Source organism: Bradyrhizobium sp. SHOUNA76, assembly GCF_023006445.1.
GTDB lineage: Bacteria > Pseudomonadota > Alphaproteobacteria > Rhizobiales > Xanthobacteraceae > Bradyrhizobium.
This window is the reverse complement of record NZ_JALBHA010000984.1, coordinates 1-913: the sequence shown is the minus strand read 5'-3', so window position 1 is coordinate 913 and position 913 is coordinate 1. Positions and strand designations below refer to the sequence as shown.

At 67.5% G+C, this 913-nt stretch carries 1 protein-coding gene; it reads left to right on the top strand.

Annotated elements, in window-relative coordinates; genetic code table 11:
* Window positions 1-17 precede the first annotated feature (17 nt).
* Window positions 18-913: NAD(P) transhydrogenase subunit alpha (locus MOV74_RS39160; RefSeq protein ID WP_246932964.1), on the top strand; the 896-nt coding region annotated here is incomplete at its 3' end.

Below are 913 nucleotides of genomic sequence, written 5' to 3'. Positions count from 1 at the left end.
GCGCCGCCGGAGGGCCTATGAAGATCGCCGTTGCCAAGGAAATCGATCCGTCGGAGCCGCGGGTCGCCGCTTCGCCTGATACGGTGAAGAAGTTTAAGGCGTTGGGCGCCGAGATCGCCGTCGAGCCGGGCGCCGGCCTCAAGTCGGGCCTGCCGGATTCCGAATTCACCGCCGTGGGCGCCACCGTCAGCGCCGACGCGCTGAAGGATGCCGACATCATCATCAAGGTGAAGCGCCCCGAGGCGTCGGAGCTGTCGCAGTACAAGCGCGGCGCGCTCGTCGTGGCCATCATGGATCCCTATGGCAACGAGGCCGCGCTGAAGACGATCGCCGATGCCGGCGTCTCCGCCTTCGCGATGGAGCTGATGCCGCGCATCACGCGCGCGCAGGTGATGGACGTGCTGTCCTCGCAGGCGAACCTTGCCGGCTACCGCGCCGTGATTGAAGGCGCCGAGGCCTTCGGCCGTGCCTTTCCGATGATGATGACGGCGGCCGGCACCGTGCCCGCCGCGAAGGTGTTCGTGATGGGCGTTGGCGTCGCCGGCCTCCAGGCGATCGCGACCGCGCGCCGTCTCGGCGCCATCGTCACCGCCACCGACGTGCGGCCCGCCACGAAGGAACAGGTCGAATCGCTCGGTGCGAAATTCCTCGCCGTCGAGGACGAAGAGTTCAAGAACGCCCAGACCGCCGGCGGCTACGCCAAGGAAATGTCCAAGGAATATCAGGCCAAGCAGGCCGCGCTCACCGCCGAGCACATCAAGAAGCAGGACATCGTGATCACGACGGCGCTGATTCCGGGCCGGCCGGCGCCGAAGCTGGTCAGTGCCGACATGGTCAAGTCGATGAAGCCGGGCTCGGTGCTGGTCGATCTCGCCGTCGAGCGCGGCGGCAATGTCGAGGGTGCGAAGCCGGG